The organism is Phenylobacterium sp., assembly GCF_025934275.1.
Lineage (GTDB): Bacteria > Pseudomonadota > Alphaproteobacteria > Caulobacterales > Caulobacteraceae > Phenylobacterium.
On the sequence record NZ_JAICYI010000070.1, the window covers coordinates 1 to 18,363 of the forward strand.

21 protein-coding genes and 1 riboswitch are annotated in these 18,363 nt (G+C 71.6%); of the genes, 14 read left to right on the forward strand and 7 right to left on the reverse strand.

Going from position 1 to position 18,363, the window contains the following annotated elements:
• Nucleotides 1–146: 146 nt before the first annotated feature.
• Nucleotides 147–917 carry a hypothetical protein gene (locus tag Q0W60_RS15280; RefSeq protein ID WP_297696941.1) on the reverse strand — a complete coding sequence of 257 codons (771 nt, stop codon included), beginning with the start codon at nucleotides 915–917 and terminating at the stop codon, nucleotides 147–149.
• 92 nt (nucleotides 918–1,009) lie between these two features.
• On the opposite strand from Q0W60_RS15280, the gene Q0W60_RS15285 reads away from it, so the two are divergent.
• Entirely contained in the window at nucleotides 1,010–1,603 is a 594-nt protein-coding gene (locus Q0W60_RS15285) for a TIGR00730 family Rossman fold protein (protein ID WP_297696942.1), read from the forward strand.
• A gap of 9 nt (nucleotides 1,604–1,612) precedes the next feature.
• On the opposite strand, the gene dksA is transcribed toward Q0W60_RS15285, so the two are convergent.
• Both dksA and Q0W60_RS15295 read right to left on the reverse strand, forming a co-directional pair.
• The gene (gene dksA / locus Q0W60_RS15290) at nucleotides 1,613–2,041 is read right to left on the reverse strand and encodes an RNA polymerase-binding protein DksA (RefSeq protein ID WP_297696943.1); all 429 of its coding nucleotides are present in this window, start codon (nucleotides 2,039–2,041) and stop codon (nucleotides 1,613–1,615) included.
• A 97-nt stretch (nucleotides 2,042–2,138) separates the two neighbouring features.
• Nucleotides 2,139–2,567 carry a flagellar assembly protein FliX gene (locus Q0W60_RS15295; protein ID WP_297696944.1) on the reverse strand — a complete coding sequence of 143 codons (429 nt, stop codon included), beginning with the start codon at nucleotides 2,565–2,567 and terminating at the stop codon, nucleotides 2,139–2,141.
• Nucleotides 2,568–2,772: 205 nt separating this feature from the next.
• On the opposite strand from Q0W60_RS15295, the gene Q0W60_RS15300 reads away from it, so the two are divergent.
• From Q0W60_RS15300 to Q0W60_RS15320, 5 genes are all read left to right on the forward strand, one after another.
• Nucleotides 2,773–3,879 (forward strand): flagellar basal body P-ring protein FlgI, encoded by a 1,107-nt coding sequence (locus Q0W60_RS15300; protein WP_297696945.1) that lies wholly within the window; start codon nucleotides 2,773–2,775, stop codon nucleotides 3,877–3,879.
• Nucleotides 3,879–4,196 (forward strand): rod-binding protein, encoded by a 318-nt coding sequence (locus tag Q0W60_RS15305; RefSeq protein WP_366075824.1) that lies wholly within the window; start codon nucleotides 3,879–3,881, stop codon nucleotides 4,194–4,196. The genes Q0W60_RS15300 and Q0W60_RS15305 overlap by 1 nt, the downstream gene beginning before the upstream one ends.
• Entirely contained in the window at nucleotides 4,196–4,654 is a 459-nt protein-coding gene (locus Q0W60_RS15310; RefSeq protein ID WP_297696946.1) for a flagellar basal body protein, read from the forward strand. The genes Q0W60_RS15305 and Q0W60_RS15310 overlap by 1 nt, the downstream gene beginning before the upstream one ends.
• 89 nt (nucleotides 4,655–4,743) lie before the next feature.
• Nucleotides 4,744–4,914: riboswitch (FMN riboswitch) on the forward strand.
• Between the two features lie 79 nt (nucleotides 4,915–4,993).
• Complete coding sequence (locus tag Q0W60_RS15315; RefSeq protein WP_297696947.1) at nucleotides 4,994–5,497, forward strand: 6,7-dimethyl-8-ribityllumazine synthase; 504 nt, start codon at nucleotides 4,994–4,996, stop codon at nucleotides 5,495–5,497.
• A gap of 10 nt (nucleotides 5,498–5,507) precedes the next feature.
• Nucleotides 5,508–5,945 (forward strand): PaaI family thioesterase, encoded by a 438-nt coding sequence (locus tag Q0W60_RS15320; protein WP_366075827.1) that lies wholly within the window; start codon nucleotides 5,508–5,510, stop codon nucleotides 5,943–5,945.
• On the opposite strand, the gene Q0W60_RS15325 is transcribed toward Q0W60_RS15320, so the two are convergent.
• From Q0W60_RS15325 to Q0W60_RS15335, 3 genes are all read right to left on the reverse strand, one after another.
• Nucleotides 5,917–7,569, reverse strand: a complete 1,653-nt coding sequence (locus Q0W60_RS15325; RefSeq protein WP_297696948.1) for an ABC-F family ATP-binding cassette domain-containing protein — start codon at nucleotides 7,567–7,569, stop codon at nucleotides 5,917–5,919. The two genes, Q0W60_RS15320 and Q0W60_RS15325, sit on opposite strands and share 29 nt — an antisense overlap.
• 73 nt (nucleotides 7,570–7,642) lie before the next feature.
• A complete protein-coding gene (locus Q0W60_RS15330) occupies nucleotides 7,643–8,092 on the reverse strand; it encodes an MgtC/SapB family protein (RefSeq protein WP_297696949.1) in 450 nt (149 codons plus the stop codon).
• Nucleotides 8,093–8,155: 63 nt separating this feature from the next.
• Nucleotides 8,156–8,500, reverse strand: coding sequence for a cupredoxin domain-containing protein (locus Q0W60_RS15335; protein ID WP_297696950.1), 345 nt, complete (start codon nucleotides 8,498–8,500; stop codon nucleotides 8,156–8,158).
• A gap of 95 nt (nucleotides 8,501–8,595) precedes the next feature.
• Here Q0W60_RS15335 and Q0W60_RS15340 point away from each other — a divergent pair, with 95 nt between their 5' ends.
• The 5 genes from Q0W60_RS15340 to Q0W60_RS17425 all read left to right on the forward strand — a co-directional run bounded on the left by Q0W60_RS15340 (nucleotide 8,596) and on the right by Q0W60_RS17425 (nucleotide 11,736).
• Nucleotides 8,596–9,357 carry a hypothetical protein gene (locus Q0W60_RS15340; RefSeq protein WP_297696951.1) on the forward strand — a complete coding sequence of 254 codons (762 nt, stop codon included), beginning with the start codon at nucleotides 8,596–8,598 and terminating at the stop codon, nucleotides 9,355–9,357.
• 102 nt (nucleotides 9,358–9,459) lie between these two features.
• The gene (locus tag Q0W60_RS15345) at nucleotides 9,460–9,657 is read left to right on the forward strand and encodes a hypothetical protein (RefSeq protein ID WP_297696952.1); all 198 of its coding nucleotides are present in this window, start codon (nucleotides 9,460–9,462) and stop codon (nucleotides 9,655–9,657) included.
• An 89-nt stretch (nucleotides 9,658–9,746) separates the two neighbouring features.
• A complete protein-coding gene (locus tag Q0W60_RS15350; RefSeq protein WP_297696953.1) occupies nucleotides 9,747–10,517 on the forward strand; it encodes a class I SAM-dependent methyltransferase in 771 nt (256 codons plus the stop codon).
• A 56-nt stretch (nucleotides 10,518–10,573) separates the two neighbouring features.
• Nucleotides 10,574–11,488: a LysR substrate-binding domain-containing protein gene (locus tag Q0W60_RS15355; protein ID WP_297696954.1), complete on the forward strand. Its 915-nt coding sequence runs from the start codon at nucleotides 10,574–10,576 to the stop codon at nucleotides 11,486–11,488.
• Between the two features lie 74 nt (nucleotides 11,489–11,562).
• A complete protein-coding gene (locus Q0W60_RS17425; protein WP_366075833.1) occupies nucleotides 11,563–11,736 on the forward strand; it encodes a DUF1203 domain-containing protein in 174 nt (57 codons plus the stop codon).
• On the opposite strand, the gene Q0W60_RS15360 is transcribed toward Q0W60_RS17425, so the two are convergent.
• Nucleotides 11,733–12,479, reverse strand: coding sequence for a ParA family protein (locus Q0W60_RS15360; RefSeq protein WP_297696955.1), 747 nt, complete (start codon nucleotides 12,477–12,479; stop codon nucleotides 11,733–11,735). The two genes, Q0W60_RS17425 and Q0W60_RS15360, sit on opposite strands and share 4 nt — an antisense overlap.
• A gap of 206 nt (nucleotides 12,480–12,685) precedes the next feature.
• Between Q0W60_RS15360 and Q0W60_RS15365 the strand changes: the two genes are divergently transcribed.
• The 3 genes from Q0W60_RS15365 to uvrA all read left to right on the forward strand — a co-directional run.
• Entirely contained in the window at nucleotides 12,686–14,680 is a 1,995-nt protein-coding gene (locus tag Q0W60_RS15365; RefSeq protein ID WP_297696956.1) for an oligopeptide transporter, OPT family, read from the forward strand.
• A 78-nt stretch (nucleotides 14,681–14,758) separates the two neighbouring features.
• Nucleotides 14,759–16,447 carry an FAD-binding oxidoreductase gene (locus tag Q0W60_RS15370; RefSeq protein WP_297696957.1) on the forward strand — a complete coding sequence of 563 codons (1,689 nt, stop codon included), beginning with the start codon at nucleotides 14,759–14,761 and terminating at the stop codon, nucleotides 16,445–16,447.
• Between the two features lie 184 nt (nucleotides 16,448–16,631).
• The coding region (gene uvrA / locus Q0W60_RS15375) for an excinuclease ABC subunit UvrA (RefSeq protein WP_297696958.1) at nucleotides 16,632–18,363 on the forward strand (1,732 nt) is incomplete at its 3' end.

Consider the following 18,363-nt stretch of genomic DNA (forward strand, 5'->3'; position numbering starts at 1 on the left):
CCGCGCCGCGCCGGCGCGCAGCACGCGGCGAGCGAGCCCGCCCACCGAGCCCCAGACGCTGAATTTCCCGCCGGCCGGCGCGACGGCGCCTTGGCCACGGAAGCGCATCCCGGCGGCATGGACGTGAGCCAACCCTCGTTCCTTCGTCAGTCCAGGAGTACGGTGGACTGCTCCCCGCCCCCTGGCGTCAGCCAGTCGGCCCGCAAGCCGCCTTTGGTGAACTGGCTATGCAGCGGCCCCGCGACAAGGGGCGCGGGCGGGGTGATGTCGACCCGGGCGGCGCTCGTGAAGCCGTCGCCCAGCACCTCCAGCGCGTGCGCCCCGGGCGCAAGGCGGGTCAGCGCCACGTCGAAATGGCCGCCCGCATCGGCGCGGGCTTCCGCCGCCTGGCGGCCGTCGAGCCGCAGGGAGATCCAGGCCCGGGCGGGGGCGGCGCCGGAGACGATCGCCGCGCCGTCGCGGTCGAAGTCCACCGCGCCCAGCCGGGGACCCGCCGCCGGATCGAGCCGCCGCGCCCCGGCCCCGGCGCGGAGCAGCGCCGCCTTGCCCCGCGGGCCGACCAGCACATAACCCTGGGCCTGCACCAGGCGGCCGCCGGTGCGCTGCGACAGGCCGAAGATGCGCGGCTCTGGCGCGGCCGGCAGCGCGAGCCGCCAGCGGCCCGAGGCGTCGGCGCGGGTGGTGAAGGCGGTCCCGGCGGGCATCGCCAGCCGCACCACGGCCTGCGGCGCGGCGGAGCCCTCGAGAGTCGGCGCCCCGTTGGCGAGCCGCACCTTCTGAACCTCGGGCGAACCGGTGTAATCGGCCTTGGTCGCGGCGGCCGGCGGCGCCGCGGCCGACGGCGGCGGCCGGCGCCCGCAGCCGGCAACGACGGCGGCCGCAACCAGGGCCAGGATAGGGACGCTTTTCGGGAACACGATCGCCTTGAATCTCCTTAACCTCGGCCTTAGCTCATCGGGCCCGGGCGCGCGCCTGCAAACGCGCCGGGCCCTCCGGGAGAAATGATCGCATGCGGCGTGATCCGCGCCTGGACAGCGTCTGCATCTTCTGCGGCTCGGCCGAGGCCGCCGACCCGGCGTTCCTGGAGGCTGCGGCCGAGCTTGGCCGGACGCTGGCGCGCGCCGATCTGCGACTGGTCTACGGCGGCGGCGGCGTGGGGCTGATGGGCGCCTGCGCGCGCGCGGCCCAGGACGCGGGCGGGCGGGTGCTGGGGATCATCCCGGACTTCCTGGTCGGCCGCGAGCGGGCCCTGGAGACGGTGGAGCACGTGATCGTCTCCAGCATGCACCAGCGCAAGATGATGATGTTCGAGCGCTCCGACGGCTTCGTGATCCTGCCGGGCGGGATCGGCACCCTGGAGGAGGTGGTCGAGTTGCTCTCCTGGCGGCGGCTCGAGCTGCACGCCAAGCCGGTGGTGTTCTACAATCCGCGGGGCTTCTGGCGGCCGCTGTTCGAGCTGTTCCAGATGACCGTCGACGAGAAGCTCACCCCGCCCGAGTTCATGGATTGCTGGCGCGCGGTGGAGCGCGTGGCGGACATCCTCCCGGCGCTGCGGGAAGAGGCGCCCGCCGGCGCCGGCCGCGCGGTGGCCGGGAAGGCCTAGGTCCGCCCGTCAGTCGTCGCGGTGCACGCGTTCGCGGCGTTCGTGGCGCTCCTGGGCTTCCAGGCTCAGGGTGGCGATGGGCCGGGCCTCGAGACGGGCGACGCCGATCGGCTCGCCGGTCTCCTCGCAGTAGCCGTAGGTGCCGTCTTCGATTCGCCGCAGAGCATCGTCGATCTTGGAGATCAGCTTGCGCTGGCGGTCGCGGGTCCGAAGCTCCAGAGCCCGGTCGGTCTCCGACGAGGCCCGGTCCGCGAGGTCAGGGTGGTTCTCAGTTTCGCTTTGGAGATGCGTGAGGGTCTCGCGAGATTCCCGTAAGATTTCCTCTTTCCAGTCTAAAAGCTTCTGCCTGAAATACTCAAGCTGCCGATCGTTCATGAACTCCTCGTCCTCGGTCGGACGGTATTCAGACCTTTCAGCCAGAACTGCGGCTGTCTTCATGGATGCCTCGAGCCCCCTGAACTCCCCGAGCGACACGCGGGGCGCTTATAACAAAGAGAACGCTGGTCGCAAATCACGCTGCGTCATCCCCGTGCGATTAGGCCGCACGAGCGATCTCGAGCTTCGCAAGCTCCACCTGGGCGCGCGTTTCGATCTCGTCGAGGAGGCTCTCCAGCCTCGGATCGTCGGTGGTCTCACGCTGCTCGCGCATCGCCCGTTGCAGGCGCTGCAGATCGTGGCCGCTGAGCTCGCCCGCAAGCAGGGCCAGTTTCAACTCATCGAGAACATCCAGGAGGCGGCCGGCGCGGCGGACCGAGCGGCGGCGCCGCTCCAGAGGCCCGCCCACGTCCTGCAGCGCGATCAGCGCGTCGACGCCCACGAGCGCGCCCGCCCGGGCCGCCGCCGCGCCCTGCGCCGGCGCATCGGCTTGCGAGACCGAGGGAAGCTGGAAGCCTTCGCCGCCGGCTGCGCGGCCAGCCTTGGGCGCGCCCGCCTGCCCCACTCCGCCTGTTTCGCTGACCCGCATGGCCGGAGGCTATCCTGCTCACCCTGAACAGGAGCTTTCCGCCGCGCCCCTTGCGGTATGGTTAATGCCGGGCAATTTCTGCCGAGGCGGCGGACACGGCGCGCCTGGCGGGCGCTGCAGCGCCTGAATCCAAACGGCTTTTCGCGCGCGCGGCTCTGGCACGCCCGTCGCATGGCGAGGTGCGAAGCAGCTTCGTCCAGGCGCCATGCGTAAACTCCTCCATCTCCTCGCCGTCGGCCTCATCGCCGCCATGGCCTGCGCCGGGCCGGCGCTCGCCAGGTCGCGGATCAAGGACATCGTCGACTTCGAGGGCGTGCGCGAGAACATGCTGGTCGGCTACGGCATCGTCGTCGGCCTGAACGGCACGGGCGATGCGCTGCGCAATGCGCCGATGACCCAGCAGAGCCTGGAGGCCATGCTGGAACGGCTGGGCGTCAACACCCGGGCCGCCAACCTCAACACCAAGAACGTGGCCGCGGTGATGGTGACCGCCAGGCTCCCGCCGTTCGCCGCCTCGGGCTCGCCGATCGACGTCACGGTCTCCGCGCTGGGCGACGCCAAGAGCCTGCTGGGCGGGACGCTGCTGGTGACCCCGCTGCTGGGCGCCGACGGCCAGACCTACGCGGTGGCCCAGGGCACGGTGCAGACCGGCTCGGTCTCGGCGCAGGGCGCGTCCGGCTCGTCGATCTCCAAAGGCGTGCCCACCGCCGGAAGGATCGCCGCCGGCGCCATCGTGGAGAAAGAGATCGGCTTCCAGCTGGCCAGCATGACCACCCTGCGGCTGACGCTGCGCAATCCCGACTTCACCACCTCGCGGCGCATCGCCGAGGTGGTCAACGCCCGCTACCCCGGCAGCGCGGTCTCGGAGAACCCGACGATCGTCGCCATCCGCCCGCCGGCTGGCGAGGACATGATGAGCTACGTCTCGCAGGTGGAGAACCTGAGCGTCGAACCCGACGCCCCGGCGAAGGTGGTCATCGACGAGGTGGCCGGCGTGATCGTGATGGGCGAGAACGTGCGCATCTCCACCGTGGCGATCCAGCAGGGCAACCTGACGATCACGGTGCACGAGCAGCCGGCGGTGAGCCAGCCGCTTCCCTTCTCCAAGGGCCAGACGACGGTGACGCCCCAGTCGGACGTCTCGGTCGACGAGGAGCGCGGCAAGCGGTTCCTGACGGTGAAGTCTGGCGCCTCCCTGGCGACGCTGGTCGCCGGGCTGAACGCGCTCGGCGTCACGCCGCGCGACATGATCTCCATCCTGCAGACCATCAAGGCCGCCGGCGCGCTGCAGGCCGAAATCGAGGTGATGTGATGGCCGACCCGACGCTCGCCGTCGCGCCCCCGACTCTGCTCGCGCCCGCGCCGCAGCCGAGCGCGGCGGAGCTTGCCAAGCGCGGCAAAATCCAGGCGACCGCCCGCGACTTCGAGGCCCAGTTCCTGGGCGTCATGCTGCAGCAGATGTGGCAGGGGGTGGGCGACGGCGCCGGCCTGTTCGGCGGCGGTCCGGGCGAGGCGATGTTCAAGTCGTTCCTCACCGACGCCATGGCCAAGCAGATCACCAAGGCGGGCGGCATCGGCGTCGCCGACGCGGTGTCGCGCGAGATGCTCAAGATGCAGGGATTGACGTGATGGCGATCGCCGCGCAGGACGCCGCGGACCGCGTGGCGCAGCTCGTCGTGCTCACCGAACGATTGACCGAACTGATCGCCGGCCAGGCGCAGGCGTTCGAGCAGCACCATCCGCAGGCCGCCGCCGCCCTTGTCGACGAGACCGCGAAGCTCGCCAACCTCTACCGGCACGAGAGCGCCCGGGTGCGCGCGGACCCGGGGCTAATCGCCGGCGCGCCGTTTGCGGATCGCACCCGGCTGGTGCGCGCCACCGAGGCGTTCGACGCAGTGCTCGCCCGGCAGGCCCGCGCGCTCGCCGCCGCCAGGTTCGTCACCGAGGGGTTGGTCCGCGCCATCGCCGAGGAGGTCGCCGCCCAGCGCGAGAAGGGCGACGCCGCGGCTTACGGGCCGGAGGGCGAACCCGCCGCCAAGCGCAACAGCGCCGCGGCCAAGGCGATCACGCTCAACAAGCGGGCGTGAGCCGCGCGCAAGATCCTGCCTGTTCAAACAGTTGTTTGACCCGCGGAGCGAGCGTAGGATCGGCCTCGCCGTGGGGCTGTTCCCGCGGCCTACGTTCTCAGGGCGGGGTGGAATTCCCCACCGGCGGTGATGCCTTGCTGCAGCAGGGATGAGCCCGCGGGCGCCCTGCGTCCCCCGGATCAAGTCCGGGGTGCGCAGGGGACGAGCAGACCCGGTGCGAACCCGGGGCCGACGGTCAGAGTCCGGTTATGAGAACCGCCGATCCCCAGCCGGACTCCGTCCGGCAGCGGAGGAAGCGTCTCCCTGAGTCGTGGCTCAACCCGATCCGGGAAGACGACCATGACCCAACCGACCCCCAAGCCGACGCATGAATTCCCCACCGCCAACGGCGCCTTCCGCGCCGCGCGCATCGGTTTCGTCCACTCCCTGTGGCACGCGGAGATCGTCCGCGAGGCGCACGCGGGCTTCGTCGATGAGATCGAGCGGCTGGGCGCGCCAGGTCCGGCCGTCGAACGCTTCGAGACGCCCGGCGCCTTCGAGATCCCGCTGCACTGCCAGGCGCTGGCGAGGACCGGCCGCTACGCCGCCCTCGTGGCCTGCGCCCTGGTGGTCGACGGCGGCATCTACCGGCACGACTTCGTGGCCTCGACGGTGGTCGGCGCGCTGATGCAGGTGCAACTCGCCACCGAGACGCCGATCTTCTCGGTCGTGCTGACGCCGCACCACTTCCACGACCACGAGGTCCACCAGCGGTTCTTCCACGAGCATTTCCGGCTGAAGGGTGCGGAAGCGGCGCGCGCCTGCGCCGGAACGCTCGAGAGCCTGGCGCGGCTGGCCGCCTGAGGGGGACGCCATGGACATGCAGACCCTGCCCCCGCCCTCGGGGTTCGTTCCGCACGACCGGAAGAGCCCGCTCACCGATCCGTGGGAGCCGCTCTACGCCCGCAAGGCCGGCGACACGGTGATGCTGGGACTGCGGGCGAGCGCGGCCCATACCAACAGCCGCGGCTTCGTGCACGGCGGACTGATCACGGCGCTGGCCGACAACGCCATGGGCCTCAGCTGTGCGCGGAAGCTCGGGACCGGCGGCGGGCTGGTCACGGTCAACCTCACGGTCGACTTCCTGGGCGTGGCGCTGAAGGGCCAGTGGCTGGAGTTCGACACGGTGTTCGTCAGGCCGGGGAAGACGCTGTGCTTCGCGCAGGCGTTCGTCACCGCCGATGGCCAACCCTGCGCACGCGCCAACGCCGTCTTCCGGGTGCTCAGCGAGGGCCGGAGCTTGGCGACCTAGCCGGCAGCGCGATCTCCCGCTCGACGCCGATCGCGGCCAGGAAGTCGCGGTCGTGGCTCACCGCCATGAGCGCGCCGTCGAAGGCGATGAGCGCCGCCTCGATCGCCGTCAGGCTGTCGAGGTCGAGGTGGTTGGTGGGCTCGTCGACGATCAGCAGCTGCGGCGGCGCCTGGCCGCACAGCACGCAGGCGAGCGCGCCGCGCAGCCGCTCGCCGCCGCTGAGCGAGCCGACCGGCTTGTCGGCGTCACGGTTGCGGAACAGGAAGCGCGCGAGCGCCGCGTGCGCGGCGTTGGTCGTGGCCTCGGGATTGAACCGGCGGTAGGCCGCAAGCAGCGGTTCCTCCGGCCGCAGCATCGCCGTCTGCTGATCGATCAGCGCCGCCGGGACCGCGAGCCGCACCTGACCCGCGCTCGGCGCGAGCTCGCCGGCGGCGAGCCGGATCAGGGTCGTCTTTCCGGCGCCGTTCGGCCCCGAGACCGCGACCCGCTCGGGCCCCACCATCCGCAGCGAGATATCCGACAGCACCGGCCGTCCATCGCCGTAAGCGAATCCCGCCTGCTCGAAGACGAGCACGGTGCGCCCGGCAGGCAGGCCGGACGGCGGCAGCTCGAAAGCCAGGCGGCGCACCCGCTCGACCTTCGCCTCGGCCTCGGCGAGCCGCTCGCCGGCCTCGGCCTTCAGCCGGTCGGCAAGCCGGGTCTGGCGGCCGCCGGTCGCCTCGGCGCGCTCGGCCTGGGCGTCGAGCAACATCTTCGGCGCATCGCCCTTGGCGCGGGCCCGGCGCCCGGCGGCGTCGCGGCGCGCCTTGCGTTCGGCCGCCAGCTGGGTCTCGCGCCGGACGCGGCCCAGGGCGGCGCGCGCGTCGGCGAGCTCACGGGCGGCGGCGGCGTCCTCGGCGGCCCGCCGTTCGGCGTAGAGTTCGTAGCCGCCGCCGTAGACGCGGGCGCCCAGGCTGGTGAGCTCGAGGATCCGGTCCATACGCCGCAGGAGAGCCCGGTCGTGGCTGACCACCAGCGCCCCGCCGCGCCAACCGCCGAGCGTCTCGGCGACCAGCCACCGGCCCTCGGCGTCCAGGTTGTTGGTCGGTTCGTCGAGCAGCAGCAGGTCGGGGGCGCTGGCGATCTGGGCGGCGAGCGCGGCGCGGGTGAGCTGGCCGCCCGACAGGCTCGCCGCCGGCCGCTGAAGATCGAGGCCGCCCAGGCCAAGCTCGGCGAGCGCCGCCGAGAGCCGGGCCTCCAGCGTCCAGTCGGCCTCCGCAACGTCGTCCGGCGTCGCCTCGCCGGCGGCGATGCGGCGAAGCCGGTCCAACGGCTCGGCGAGGCCCGTGACCTCGGCGATGGTCGCAGCGGCCGGCGGGGCCACGATCTGACGGAGCAGGCCGAAGGTCCCGCGGCGGGTGACCGAGCCTGCGGCCGGAGCGAGCTCCCCGGCGATGGCGCGCAAGAGGCTGGTCTTGCCGATCCCGTTGCGGCCGACGAGCCCGGTGCGCTCGGCGCCGAGGCTCAGGGTGAGGTTTTCGAAGAGCCGACGGCCGTCAGGCGTCCTGAGAGCGAGGCCGTCGAGGGTGACGAAGGTGGGCATGGTCGACCAGGGTTGCGTTGGCGTGCGGGACGAAAAGGGCATCCGTCACGTGACGCATGGTCGGCCTCCTTCTGGCCGGGCGGTTGTACAGGCGGGGCGAACTGCCCGGCAAGGCCTAGCCGGACTTGGCCTCGCGACGGGCGCGCTCGCGCTCCTCGCGCGAGGCGAGCGGTTCGGGGATCATCAACAGGAGCAGGGCGAAGATCACGCCGCCCAGGATCAGGGCCCACTCGCCGAGGCCGGCGGCGAAACCGAGGACCGCAGCGACCCAGATGGCCGCGGCGGTGGTCACCCCGACGGTCCTCAGCCGCGCGCCGGGGTGGACGATGACGCCGGCGCCGAGGAAACCGATGCCAGCCAGCATGCCCTGCAGGACCCGGCTCACGGCGGCCGAATCCGCGAGCCCCAGGCGCATCGCCATGATCGCCGCGACCGCGCCACCGATGCCGATGAGGCCGAAGGTGCGGGCGCCGATGAACTGATAGCGCCGCGACCGTTCGAGTCCGAGCAGCGAGGTCGCCACGACGGCGGCGAACAGGCGGACAATGATCTGTACGTCGCTCATGCCGCCCCGATAACGCCCGAGCGGAGATCGGGCGGCATTGAGCCCGATCAACAGGGCCGGGGGCTACGGCCCGACCGCGACGATCTCGCCCGAGGCGGTGTCGGCGTGAAGTTCGCCCATGAAGGCGTAGGTTCCCGGCTTCAGCGGTCCCACGGTGAAGCTCGTCCGGCCGTGCGGCGTGACGTCTTTCTCCACGTGCAGGTCGTCGCTGTCGAACTCCTCGGTGGCAGGATCCTGGTTCACGAGCTCGATGCGGATCGGCCGGCCGGCGGGAACGGTCAGCTTCTGCGGCGCGAAGCGGTGATCCTTCAGTGTGAGCGCGACGGTGACGCCTGCCGACGGCTGCGCGGCGGCGAAGCCCGCAAGCAGTGTGGCGGCGAGGGCGGCGAAGGTCAGGCGCAGCAGCATTGGCGGGCTCCAGGTTCGACGTTCCCCCTTTATCCTGCAATTGACAATCGTTCGCAACTATATATGCGAATGCTTCTTAATACCAGGAGCGGGCGATGCAATTCCGGACAGGTCTCGCGGCGACGGCCCTGGCGATCGGCTTGGGTTGGGCGGCCGCGGCGGCGGCGGATCCGCCAGGTCTCGGCAATGCGGTCTACAGCCCCTACGTGAAGTCCGGGATCACCGAAGTCGAAGTTCGCGGAGGCCGACTGACCGGCGGGCCCGAGACCGGCGCCTCTGGCGCCGTGATCGAGTTCGAGCAGGGCCTCAACGATCGCCTGAGCCTCGCCCTCGTCGGCGAGATCGAGGATGCGCCCGGCGAGCGGCGAAGGCTGGACGCCGTGGGCCTGGAGGCGGTCGCCTATCTCGGCCAGGTCCCCAAGCTCGGCATCGATGTCGGCGGCTACCTGGAATACGAGCAGCGCATCCACGCCGAATCCGGCGTGCTCGAAGGCAAGATCCTGCTCGCCCGTCAGATCGGCCCGGTGGAGACCCGCCTCAACCTGATCGCCTTCCAGCCGCTGACCAACAAGCCAGGCGAAGGCGCGACGCAGTTCGGCTACGCCGCCGAGACCACCTTGCCGGTGCGCGATAAGCTGAGGTTGGGGGTGCAGGCGTTCGGCGACCTCGCCTCGACGCGCAGCTTCGACGAGGGGCCTGGCCATTTCGTCGGCCCCATGGCGCGCTGGGAATTCCGGCCTTCCCGCACAGCCGGGGAGATCGAGCTGGAAGCCGCGTTTCTGTTCCCCGTGGGGGCCACGCGGCGCGCGACCGACGGCCAGCTTCGGTTCGAGGCGGAGTGGGAGAAGCGGTTCTAGCTGCGGTCTCTGTGAGCCGGCCGCACGGCGGCCCGCCGAGATGTCGTTTGTTCGCAGCCGCAGCGGCGCCGATCATGGCGACGCTTCGAAGGAGCCCTCCCCATGACCCTGCTTCTCTTCGCGCCCGCCGCCCTCCCCTCCGCCCGCCCGGCCTCGCGGCCAGGCTTGCCCGCCCTGCTCCGTCAGCTGCGCGCGCTGTGGTGGTTGGGCGTCCGCGAGTACGTCGCCGCCCTGCACGGCCTGCCGCGCGAGGCCGTCGAGGCGCCGCCGCATCTCCGCTGGCCATTCGGCCATCTGTGAGCCCAGATCACGGACGGGGCGCGGAGATGTCGTTTGCTCTGTGAGCTTGCCGCCACGATGCTGCACCGCAACGTGAGCAGGAGGCGCAGATGCAGCTGCGCGACGCCTTCGACACCGTCGCCGAGGTCTACGACGCGATCCGTCCTGGCTATCCCGAGCCGCTGTTTGACGAGATCGCCGTCGTCGCCGGCCTGCTCCCCGACGATCGCATCCTGGAGGTCGGCTGCGGCAGCGGCCAGGCCACGGCGAGCCTCCTCGCCCGCGGCTACCAGGTCACCGCGCTGGATCCCGGTCCGGCGCTGATCGCCGCCGCCGGGCGGCGGCTCGGGCCCGAGGCCAAGGTCAGGTTCGTGACCGCCCGGTTCGAAGGGTGGGCGCCGCCCGCACGCGCGTTCCGGCTGGTCGCCGCGGCCCAGGCCTGGCACTGGACGCCGCCGGCGCAAGCCTTCCCGCGCGCGGCCGCAGCGCTCGCCGACGGCGGCTGGCTGGCGATCTTCGGCCATGTCCCGGTGCGCTTTCCGGCCGAGTTCCAGGCGGCCGCGCAGCCCCTCTGCATGCGCTATGCGCCCGGGCTCTGGGCGGCGCCGCCCGAGACCTGGTACCTGCCGGGCGGCCCGCTGCCCGGCCTGATCGGCGGCTCCGGCCTGTTCCAGCGCCCGCGCCACAGCGTCCATCCCTGGACCTGGCGCCACACCCCCGAGAGCTTCCGGCAGTTCCTGGCGAGCCGCTCGGATATCCAGCTCATCCCCGAGCCGCGGCGCTCGCCGCTGATCGCAGGGCTCGGCGCCATCGTCGCCGAGCAGGGCGGCGCGCTGGAGATCGGCTACGAAACGCACCTCTACATGGCGGCGCGCCAATGAGGTCATTGCGCCGGAACCGGGCTATAAGCCCCCGATTGCTTGTGAGCTGAGATCACATGCCCAGGCGCCGCCACCTGCCGCTGACCGCGCTGCGCGCGTTCGAGGCCTTCGCCCGGCACGGGAAGATGAGCCTCGCCGCCGACGAGCTCTGCGTGACGCACGGCGCGGTCAGCCGGCAGGTCCGCAGCCTGGAGCAGCTGGTGGGCGTCAAGCTGACCCAGGGGCCGCGCAACAACCTGCAGCTCACCGACCCCGGCCAGCGGCTCGCCCAATCGCTCGGCGCGACGTTCGACGAGATCGAGCGCAGCTTCCTGGAGCTGCGCGGCGAGGCCGACCGCGAGATCCACATCTCCTGCGTCGGCACCCTGGCCATGCGCTGGCTGATCCCGCGCCTCCCGGCCTTCCATGCGCGCCACCCGGAGCTCGAGGTTCGCGTCACCGAAGCCTACGGCCCGGTGGACTTCGCCCGCGAGCCCTTCGACGCCGCGATCCGGCTGGGCGAGAGCGCCTCGATCGAGGGCGGCGTGGCGATCCCGTTCCTCGACAACTTCCACGGCCCGGTGCTGTCGCCGGCGCTGGCGGCCGCCGGCGTGACCCTCGCCGAGCTCGGCGCCCTGCCCCGCCTGCACACCCGCTCGCACCCGCAGGCCTGGGCCGAGTGGGCGGGCCAGGCCCACGTGCTGCTGCCCGAGGCCGCGGAGCACCGCGAGTACGAGCACATCTTCTACACGCTGGCCGCTGCCGCCGCGGGCCTGGGCGTCGGCATCTCGCCGTGGATCTACGTCGCGGCCGAGGTCGCAGCGGGCCGGCTGGCGGCGCCGTTCGGCTTCGTGCCCACCCCGATCCGCTTCCACCTGGTGCTGCCGGAGACCTCCGCCAAGCGCAAGGCGCTCGCCGCCTTCCGCGACTGGCTGCTCGAGGAGGCGGCCACCGCCCCGCCGCCGCCGCGGATGGAGCTGGTCGGGGCCTGAGGCGGGCGCGGGCGGCGGCTTCCGGACCTCGCATCGGCGGAGGCGATTGAAGTCCGCAACCGCGGGCGATCTCCATCGGCGGCCACTCACCGTCGGAGGAGACCGCCCACGCGCTGGCGATCCGGCCGCACATCTCGCTGCGCGGCTTCGGCGAGGCGGGCATGATGGCGGAGGCGCGGGTGTCGTCCGGCGCAGCCCTGGAGCCGGCGATCGAGCGCCTGTTCGCCAATCCCGCGGTCGCCTACTAGGAGACCAGCCGCTTCAAGGCGGACTGCATGGCCTTCACGGCCGAGGTCCCATGGCGACGCTTGCCCTTGCGGGCTACGCTCGCGACCCGGCCGATCCTGTGGGGGCGCGGCAGCAGCATGTGGCGGCTGATCTCGGCCAGCAGCCGCAGCACGTCGCTCGCAGCGTCGCTGCCGGCGTCCCACTCGGTCACCCCGCAGTTGCTCGCAAACGCGTGCTGATAGGCGATGCGGCTGCGCAGGACCGATTTCGCGACCGGCAACTGGCCGAACCTCAGGCGTTCGATCGCCTCGACGACGACGGGATTCTCCTCGCCGCTGCGCATCGGCGGGCACTGGTTCAGCACCACCAGCCCCGGCGCGCCGGTGCGCTGCACCAGGGCGATCGTTTCCTTGACGGCGGCGAGGTCCAGGAACGTCGGGCGGGCGACCGCGAGGATCAGGTCCGAGTGGTTGATGCACTGGACGATATCGGACTCCGGCTGCGTCGGAGTGTCGATGATCAGGAGGTCGCAGCCGTTGCGCCGGCAGCCCTCCTGCAGCACCCACAGCTTGCCGGCGTTGGCCTCGATCAGCATCGAGGCGGCCTCCTCGCGCGACCGCAGGATCTCGGAGGAGGAGCGCAGGGGATCCATGTCCGCGAGCACGACCTTCAGGCCGGCCTGCCGCGCCGCCATGGCCAGGCTCACCGAAACGGTCGTCTTGCCCGCGCCGCCCTTGCGCGAATTCACGGTCAGCGTCTTCACGCGCGCCCCCCGTCCCCATGTGGAGGGATAGCCGACTCATGGTTTCCGACCTGTTAGCGCGCGCTGCAGTTGCAGACGTCCTCGTCTGCGGACCAACGGTAGCGACCGGCTGGGCCGCTCTCCCTTGATCGGGTGCGGCCCGGACGGCTTGAGCCCGGCCCCGCTTCCCGCTCTAACGGGTGGACTCGGGCTTGGGAGGGGTTCGCATGGCGGCGGTGGAAACGGCGGCGGAAACACATCCGCGCGTGGAGCTGACGGTTCGGGGGGTGGCCCTCGGCGTCGTGATCACCTTCCTGTTCACCGCGGCCAACGTCTTCCTGGGCCTCAAGGTGGCGCTGACCTTCGCGACCTCGATCCCGGCGGCGGTGATCTCCATGGCCCTGCTCAGGGCGTTCCGGAACTCCACCATCGTCGAAAACAACATCGTCCAGACGGTGGCCTCGGCCGCCGGCGCGATGGCCTCGGTGGTGTTCGTCCTGCCCGGACTGGTGATGGTGGGCGCCTGGACGGGCTTTCCCTACTGGACGACGTTCCTGATCTGCGCCCTCGGGGGCGTGCTGGGGGTGATGTACACGATCCCGCTGCGGCGGGCGCTGGTCACGCAGTCGGACCTGCCCTATCCGGAGGGCGTCGCCGCGGCCCAGGTGCTGATCGTGGGCTCCGCGCATCATGGCGAGGAGACGCCGCAGGCGGCCGCCGACAGCAAGCTCGGCCTGCTGGCGATCAGCGTCGGCGCGGCGGCGGGGGCGGCCTTCGCCCTGCTGACGGCGACGCGCATCTTCGCGAGCGAGGTCGGCAAGTACGTCCGCACGCCGAACGGCGGGGCCACCGGCCTGGGCGCGCAGATGTCGCTGGCGCTGATCGGCGCCGGCCACCTGGTCGGCGTGGCGGTGGGCGCGGCCATGCTGGTCGGCCTGGTTGTCGCCTGGGGGGTCGCCGTGCCGATCCTGACCGCGGCCGCGCCGGCTGCGGGATCGGCCGCCGACTGGGCGCAGGGCGTCTGGAGCCACCAAGTGCGCTTCGTGGGCGCCGGCGCGATCGGCGTGGCGGCGATCTGGACGTTGGCCAAGCTCGCCATCCCGCTGTGGACCGGGATCGCCGGCGCGCTGGCGGCCGAGCGCCAGCGGCGGGCGGGCGGCGGCGGCGAGCTCGCCATCACCGAGCGGGACATCCCGATCGGCGTCATGGGCGCCGTCTCGCTCGCCTGCCTCGCGCCGATCGCGGTGCTGCTCGCGGTGTTCCTGGCCGGAGGACCGCTCGGCGGGCTGCTGGTCCCGCTGACCATCGCGGCCGTGCTCTACATCGCGATCGCCGGCTTCGCCGTGGCCGCGGTCTGCGGCTACATGGCCGGCCTCGTCGGCTCCTCCAACTCGCCCGTATCGGGCCTCGGGATCCTGTCGGTGCTGGGCGCGGCGCTGATCGTGGCGGCGCTCGGCCTGCCGGCAGTCCACGGCGGCGACACGCGGCCGCTGGTCGCCTTCGCGCTGCTGGTCACCTCGGTGCTGCTCGCCGCCGCGGTCAGCGCCAACGACAACCTGCAGGACCTGAAGACCGGCCAACTGGTGGACGCCACGCCGTGGCGGCAGCAGGTGGCGCTGGTGATCGGCGTCGTCGCCGGCTCGGCGGTGATCCCGGTGATCCTCAACCTGCTGAACAGGGCCTATGGCTTCGCCGGCGCGCCGGTGCACGGGATCAGCGCCAATCCGCTGGCGGCGCCGCAGGCGACGCTGATCTCGACGATCGCCTCGGGGGTGATCGGCGGCAACCTGCGCTGGGACCTGATCGGCGTCGGGGCCCTGCTGGGCGCGGCCCTGGTGGCGGTGGACGAACTGCTGCGCCGCAGCGGCCGCTACAGCCTGCCGCCGCTGGGCGCGGCGCTGGCGATCTACCTGCCCTCCAGCGTCACCACGCCGGTGATCGTCGGCGCGTTCGCCGGCTGGCTCTACAACCGGGCCGCCGAGCAGCGGCCAGACCCCGAGGCCGTCAAGCGGCTCGGCGTGCTGCTGGTCAGCGGCTACATCGTGGGCGACAGCCTGCTGAACGTCGCCCACGCCGGACTGATCGTGGCGAGCGGCAACGGCGCGCCGCTGGCGCTCGTCCCGGAAGACTTCGCGCCCGCCACGCCGCTCGCCCTCCTCACCTACGTGCTGGTCGTCGCGACCCTCTATCTCTGGGCCATGCGCAGGGCGCACCGGGGCTGACAGGCGCAGGTCCGAGCTTGCCGACCAGCCGCCGGCCGACGCAATCATCAGCGGGATTCCAACGCGAGGGCCTTGCTCATGGCTCAGTCCGCCACCCTATCGCGCCGCAGGCCGCTTCGCTTCTACGGCTGGGGTTATGCCGACGAGACCCTGTCGCCTGAGGAAGACGCCCGCGTAAGGGGCGCTGCGCAGCGCTTCGGCCGCGGCGCGCCCGGCGAAGTCTCCGCCCCGGTCGAGCGCGACTTCGACCTGCCGGCCCCGCGCATCGCGGCCCCGTCCGCCCTGCAGGCCATGGTATCGGCGACGCCTTACGACCGCCTGACCCACAGCCTCGGCAAGTCGTTCGCCGACATCGTGCGCATGTTCATGCGCGACGTGAGCCATCCGCCCGATCTCGTGGTCTTCCCGAAGACCGAAGAGGACGTCATCGCCGTTCTGGACTGGGCCGCGGGCGCCAATCTGGCGGTGATCCCGTTCGGCGGCGGCACCAGCGTCGCGGGCGGGGTCGAGCCCGATGTCGGCGATTCCTACGCCGGGACGGTCTCCCTCGACCTGCAGCACCTGCACAAGGTGCTGGAGATCGACCGCACGAGCCGGGCGGCGCGCATCCAGGCGGGCGCGCTCGGCCCCGAGCTGGAGGACCAGCTGCGGCCGCACGGCCTGACGCTGCGCCACTTCCCCCAGAGCCTGCAGCACTCCACGCTCGGCGGCTGGATCGCCACCCGCAGCGGCGGCCACTACGCCTCGCTCTACACCCACATCGACGACTTCGTGGAATCGACCCGCACGGTGACGCCGGCCGGCGTGATGGAGACGCGGCGGCTGCCGGGCTCCGGCGCCGGCCCTTCCCCCGACCGGCTGATCATCGGATCGGAGGGGACCCTTGGCGTCATCGTCGAGGCCTGGATGCGGCTGCAGGACCGCCCGACCCACCAGGGCTCCGCAGCCGTGGCGTTCGGCGACATGGCGTCGGCGGTCGCGGCGGTGCGGGCGCTCTCGCAATCCGGCCTCTATCCCACGAACTGCCGACTGCTCGACCCCGCGGAGGCGCGCAACAATGGCGTCGGCGACGGCGCGACGGCGATGCTCGTGCTGGGTTTCGAGTCGGCGGACCACCCGCTGGACGCCTGGATGAACCGGGCCCTCGAGCTCGTCGCCGACCATGGCGGCCGGTACGACAAGGCGGCGGCGGAGCGCTCGCTGGCGCCGGCCGGCGGCGGGGCCGAACACCGCCAGGGCGCGGCCGGGCAGTGGCGCAACGCCTTCATCCGCATGCCCTATTACCGGGACCTGTCGGTGGCGCTCGGCGTCATCACCGACACCTTCGAGACAGCGATCACCTGGGACCGGTTCGAGGCGCTCTACGAGGGCGTGCGCGCCCGGACGGCGGCGGCGATCGGCGAGATCTGCGGTCACGAGGCGGGCGTCTCCTGCCGCTTCACCCACATCTATCCCGACGGCCCCGCGCCCTACTTCTCCTACTCGGCGCTGGGCACGGCTGACGGCCGGCTCGCCGATTCGCTCGCCCGCTGGCGAGAGATCAAGGAGGCCACCAACGAGATCGTCGTGAGCCTGGGCGGGACGGTGACCCACCACCATGCGGTGGGGCGCGACCATCGCAGCGGCTACGAGCGCCAGTCGCCGCCGCTGTTCCGAACCGCGCTCACGGCGGCCAAGCAGGCGCTCGATCCCGCCGGCGTGCTCAATCCGGGGGTGCTGATCGATCCCGCCGACCGGCCGGTCGGAATACGCGGCGCGCTCGGGTGAACGCGACGGCCCGGGCGCACCTGCTGCCAGCCTTGTGTCAGCAGGTGCGGAGACGTTCCGACGCAGCCGCGTTTGTTCGCTTTGCGTTCCTGTGTTATCTCCAGGCCTGGGCGCCTACATTAAGCCGTCCGCCCGGCCGGCTCTGAGGGGACCCCGGACGGGCGGGGACGAGTTTCCGGAACAGATGGCCGACCACCAGAACATGATCCGCGTGCGCGGCGCGCGCGAGCACAACCTGAAGAACGTCAGCGTGGACATCCCGCGCGGCGAGCTGGTGGTGCTGACCGGTCTGTCAGGCTCCGGCAAGAGCTCGCTCGCCTTCGACACCATCTACGCCGAGGGCCAGCGCCGCTATGTCGAGAGCCTCTCGGCCTACGCGCGGCAGTTCCTGGAGCTGATGTCGAAGCCCGACGTGGACCTCATCGAGGGCCTGTCGCCGGCGATCTCCATCGAGCAGAAGACCACCAGCCGCAACCCGCGCTCGACGGTCGGCACGGTCACCGAGATCCACGACTACATGCGCCTGTTGTGGGCGCGGGTGGGGGTGCCCTATTCGCCGGCCACCGGCCTGCCGATCGAGAGCCAGACGGTCAGCCAGATGGTGGACAAGCTCGCGGTGCTGGACGAAGGCACGCGGCTCTACCTGCTCGCGCCGGTCGTCCGCGGCCGCAAGGGCGAGTACCGCCGCGAGATCGCCGAGTGGCAGAAGGCGGGCTTCCAGCGGCTGAAGATCGACGGCGAGTTCTATCCGATCGAGGACGCGCCGGCGCTTGACAAGAAGTTCAAGCACGACATCGACGTGGTTGTGGACCGGCTGGTCGCCAAACCCGGGCTCGAGAGCCGTTACGCGGACAGCCTGGAGACGGCGCTCAGACTGGCCGACGGCATCGCGGTCGCCGAATGGGCCGACAAGGATCCCGGCGAGGAGGAGCCCCGGCGGCTGATCTTCTCGGAGAAGTTCGCCTGTCCGGTCTCAGGCTTCACGATCAGCGAGATCGAGCCGCGCCTGTTCTCGTTCAACAACCCTTACGGCGCCTGCCCCATCTGCGACGGCCTCGGCGCGAAGCTCGCCTTCGACGCCGACCTGGTGGTCCCCGACAAGGACAAGACCCTGCACAAGGGCGCGGTCGCGCCGTGGTCGCGCGGCCCCTCCCCGCTCTACACCCAGACCCTGCAGGCGCTCGCCCGGCACTACGGGTTCTCGATGGACGAGCCGTGGTGGAAGCTTCCGGAGGTCGCCAAGCAGGTGATCCTGCACGGCTCGGGCGATGAGAAGATCCGCTTCATCTACGACGACAACGCCCGCCGCTACGAGGTGAACAAGACCTTCGAGGGCGTGCTGCCCAACCTGGAGCGCCGCTGGCGGGAGACGGATTCGGCCTGGGTGCGCGAGGAGCTCGGGCGGTTCCAGTCCGAGACCCCCTGCGAAGCCTGCGGCGGCTACCGCCTGAAGCCGGAAGCTCTGGCCGTGAAGATCGCGGGCAAGCACATCGGCGAGGTCTCGACGCTGTCGATCAGGCACGCGCGCGAGTGGTTCGAGGGGCTGGCCGAGGGCCAGCTCAGCGACAAGCAGATGGAGATCGCCCGGCGGATCCTGAAGGAGATCAACGATCGCCTGCGGTTCCTGGTGGATGTCGGGCTGGACTACCTCAATCTGTCGCGCGGATCCGGCAGCCTTTCCGGCGGCGAGAGCCAGCGGATCCGGCTGGCGAGCCAGATCGGCTCGGGCCTGACCGGCGTGCTCTATGTGCTGGACGAGCCCTCGATCGGCCTGCACCAGCGCGACAACTCGCGGCTGCTGGCCAGCCTCAAGGGCTTGCGTGACCTGGGCAATTCGGTGCTTGTCGTCGAGCACGACGAAGAGGCGATCCTCACCGCCGACTACGTGATCGACATGGGCCCGGCCGCCGGCGTCC